This window comes from Snodgrassella sp. CFCC 13594 (assembly GCF_001590725.1).
Lineage (GTDB): Bacteria > Pseudomonadota > Gammaproteobacteria > Burkholderiales > Neisseriaceae > Snodgrassella.
Map to the genome: position 1 here is coordinate 1 of NZ_LQXR01000043.1, position 3448 is coordinate 3448.

General features: G+C 46.9%; 6 protein-coding genes. All 6 read left to right on the plus strand.

Annotated features, from left to right (window positions below; all coding sequences use genetic code 11):
* Nucleotides 1-75: 75 nt before the first annotated feature.
* Nucleotides 76-504, plus strand: coding sequence for a VirB3 family type IV secretion system protein (locus A2F46_RS11455; protein WP_066570580.1), 429 nt, complete (start codon nt 76-78; stop codon nt 502-504).
* Complete coding sequence (locus tag A2F46_RS13120) at nt 416-1594, plus strand: hypothetical protein (protein ID WP_231867790.1); 1179 nt, start codon at nt 416-418, stop codon at nt 1592-1594. Before A2F46_RS11455 ends, A2F46_RS13120 begins: the two co-directional genes overlap by 89 nt.
* A gap of 17 nt (nt 1595-1611) precedes the next feature.
* Nucleotides 1612-2157 carry a type IV secretion system DNA-binding domain-containing protein gene (locus tag A2F46_RS13125; RefSeq protein ID WP_231867791.1) on the plus strand — a complete coding sequence of 182 codons (546 nt, stop codon included), beginning with the start codon at nt 1612-1614 and terminating at the stop codon, nt 2155-2157.
* A 53-nt stretch (nt 2158-2210) separates the two neighbouring features.
* Complete coding sequence (locus A2F46_RS13130; RefSeq protein WP_231867792.1) at nt 2211-2822, plus strand: hypothetical protein; 612 nt, start codon at nt 2211-2213, stop codon at nt 2820-2822.
* A 72-nt stretch (nt 2823-2894) separates the two neighbouring features.
* Nucleotides 2895-3212, plus strand: coding sequence for a type IV secretion system protein (locus A2F46_RS13325; protein ID WP_066570581.1), 318 nt, complete (start codon nt 2895-2897; stop codon nt 3210-3212).
* Nucleotides 3161-3448 (plus strand): type IV secretion system protein (locus A2F46_RS12385; RefSeq protein WP_304437945.1); only part of this gene is annotated, 288 nt, incomplete at its 3' end. The genes A2F46_RS13325 and A2F46_RS12385, both read left to right, overlap by 52 nt.

Sequence of the window (3448 nt, forward strand, 5' to 3'; positions counted from 1 at the left end):
GGTGCCGCTGCATCCATTGCATTGGCAACCTACTTATGGGGCAAAGGCGGCTCCATGAGCTTCTAAGGAAAAACGATGGCCAACAGAACCGAAGACATCAACACCGAACAACCTACCTTCGGCGGGTTGGCTCGGCAGGCAATGGTGCTGGGTGTACCACTGCCGGCGCTAGCGATTTGCGGATTTGTCGGGCTGATGGCGGTTTTGGGAACAATGCCTTTCCTTCAGGGGAAGGCTTTGTTTTTTCTACTGCTGCCGGTGCCCGTCGTCGCATTTCTGCGAACAATTTGTGCCAATGATGATCAGGCTTTAAAAATCATCATGGCTGAAACCCAATGGTTCCTGCGTCGGCGTAATGCCAAACTATTCAATGGCACAACAACCATACTCGCCACCAAATATGGGAGACAATTAAGTGATTATCAGCGATTTTTTGACGAAGGCACTAAAGGATCAGCCGGCCAGTTCCGACTTTCTGCCGAAAGTCTGCCAACACGTCAGTAACAACCTGGTGTATTACAAAAGCGGCCACATGGCGTTTGTGATCCGGATGGAAGGCTTGCCGTTTGACGGCGTGGATGACAAACACCTTTACACACAGTTTGTGGGTCTGAAAAACCTTCTGGCAAGCGTTGGCAAAACAATGGGCAGCCGCTTGGCTATCTGGGGTGTATTGCAACGTCAGAAGATCAACTTTGACCGCGATTACACTTTCAGTAATGATTTTTGCCAGCACTTCACTGAGAAATATCTAAACCGGTTCCAAACTGGCGATTATTTTGAAAACGTCTTTCATCTGGCCGTAGTACTGAAGGTCAGTGATATTGATGGGGGTATAAAAGAAGCCAATGAACTGGCTGCCATGATGATGCGCTCGTTAGAACCTTACGAACCAACAATGCTCACTGCTTATCAAAATAGTGAGGGCATTTTATTTTCTGAGGTGTATGAGTTTTACGGCAGTTTGGTCAATGGTTGCCGTGAACAAATTCCATTGTCTGCAACGGACGCATTTCAAACGATCCCTGGCGCTGATTTGCACTTTGGTACTGACATCTGTGAGATTCGACCACAAGTCGGCGCGCGCAAATTTGCCCAAATGTATGACCTCAAGGATTTTGGCATCAGCAAGCCTAAAATCCTAAACGGTGTGCTGACCTTACCGTTTGAATTTACCCTCGTTCAAAGCCTGATTTACGTTAATCCGTATGATATGCAAAGCACCATTCGCAAGCAGCTCAATAACCTTGAGTCTGCTGGCGATATGGCGCGAGACCAGGCGGAAGAAATGCGAGAGGGGCAAGGCAGTTTGGTGTCCGGTGAGCTGATGTTTGGCGATTACCATGCGGTGCTGGTGGTGTATGGCAAAACCGCACAGGAAGTTGCCTACAATGGCCCGAAAGCACATCAGCATTCCTCAATGCCGGTGGTTACCGGTTTACCAAAGCTGGATTATCAGCACCCGCGACCTTCTTTAGTCAAATCCCAGGGAGTAAAGAGCGGCCCCGCTCCTTTCCGAAGACCACTGCAAATTTCGCCACGACATTTGGTTTGCACAATTACTCATACGGTAAGAAATGGGGTAACCCCTTAGGTGATGGTTCTGCTGTAATGCCCCTCGAAACGGTTTCAAAAACTGTGTTCGACTTTAATTTCCATTTTTCTAATCCAAAAGAGGACAACGTTGGTGACAAGATTGCTGGCCACACTTTGATGATGGGTGCAACCGGCACAGGGAAAACCACAACACAGTGCGCCATGATGGCATTCACAGAACGGTTTGCGCCGGCCATGTTTGTATTGGATTTGGATCGTGGCATGGAGATATTTATTCGTGCCATTGGTGGTACTTACTTCAGTCTTGAAGCAGGCAAACCCACTGGCTTAAATCCATTTCAATTGCCAGATAATCCATCAAACCGAGAGTTTTTGTATTCGCTGGTGGGTATGTGCGGTGCAGATGAAAATGGCAAGCTGACGGCCACTGAGGAAAAGGAGATTCAATTCGCTGTCGATACCCTCATGGGGTTGGATTTTGAAAACCGCCACTTCAGTCATTTGCTGCAAAGTATTCCGATGATTGCCGATCCAAACTCTTTGCGTATTCGTCTGAAAAATGGTGCCGCAGTGAAGGTGGACGCTTTGCTTGGTGCCTAGATAACCCAGTAAACGAGTTTAACCCAGATGACTTCTGGCGCATCGGCTTTGATATGACCGACATTTTGAAGGACAACTATCCACCAACAGGCCCTGTGTTGGCTTACATGTTTCACCTTCGTAATTTGATGATGAAGCAAGTGGCCCAAAAGGGTGGGATATTGGCCACAGTCATTGAAGAATTCTGGTGGCCAGCACGGTTTGAAGTGACACAAGAAATGATGCTTAAAATCCTGAAGACAGACCGAAAGCTTGGTGGGTGGCTTATTCTCGTTTCTCAGTCGCCGGAGGATGCCATCAATTGCCCAATCTTTGCCGCGATCGTGCAGCAGACGCCCACCAAAGTGTTTTTGCCCAACCCTGATGCAGAGTATGAAGGCAGCTATCAACGCTGCGGCATCAGTCGTAAGGAGTATGACGAGCTGGTTAAATTGTCGCTAACCAGCCGCACGTTTCTTGTTAAGCAATCCAAACAATCTGCGTTTGCTGTTCTGGATTTGTTTGGTTTTCAGAACGAAATGCCCTTTTTGTCTGGCTCCTCCGAGACAGTCGAGCTGTTGCATGAAGTAATGGCTGAATATGGTAGTAGCCCACACGAATGGTACCAACCATTTTTGGATGCCATAGAAGAGCGCCGACAAGCCAAGAAGCTTTTGGCCAAGTAGTTTCCTTTTGGCCAAAAGCCAAATCCAGCCGCCTAATTCGGGCGGCTTTTCTTTTATTCTATGGAGTATGTTATGAAACAATCTAAAATCAAAACATTTGTTCTTACTGCCTTGGTTTCAATGGGTGTGACGGTAGCACCACTTGCACAAGCTTCCGGCATACCCGTTGTGGACGCAGGAGCCATTGCCCAAGCAGTGCAACAAGTCGTTCACATGAAGACTCAGATTGATAATCAAATTAAACAGATTTCAGAATTAAAAAGCCAAGTAGCTGCCATTTCTGGCACCCGTAATTTGGGTCAGATTCTCAATACTGTGAAAGACCAGGTGCCAGACGAATGGAAAAGCTTGTACGGCAGTGTCACAGCAACGAACTACAAAGATTACTGAAAGGCAAAAGCTATACGCCAGAACAAGCTGCTAAGTCACTTTTTGCGAATTATGATTCAACAATGAAGTCATTTCAGGACACCAAAAAGCGTTTAAGCAACATCCAGCAGCTCATGGCTAAGATCAACACAACACAAGATGTAAAGGCAGCAGCAGATTTGCAAAGCCGAATTTCGGCCGAACAAGCGATCATTCAAAACAATCAAACAAAATTGGATATGATGTCAAAAATGTTT

What these genes read in the sequence shown, in the direction of transcription:
- A2F46_RS11455 (WP_066570580.1), top strand. Translation starts at nt 76, where the DNA reads ATGGCCAACAGAACCGAAGACATCAACACCGAACAACCTACCTTCGGC.
- A2F46_RS13125 (WP_231867791.1), top strand. Translation starts at nt 1,612, where the DNA reads ATGCCCCTCGAAACGGTTTCAAAAACTGTGTTCGACTTTAATTTCCAT.
- A2F46_RS13130 (WP_231867792.1), top strand. Translation starts at nt 2,211, where the DNA reads ATGACCGACATTTTGAAGGACAACTATCCACCAACAGGCCCTGTGTTG.
- A2F46_RS13325 (WP_066570581.1), top strand. Translation starts at nt 2,895, where the DNA reads ATGAAACAATCTAAAATCAAAACATTTGTTCTTACTGCCTTGGTTTCA.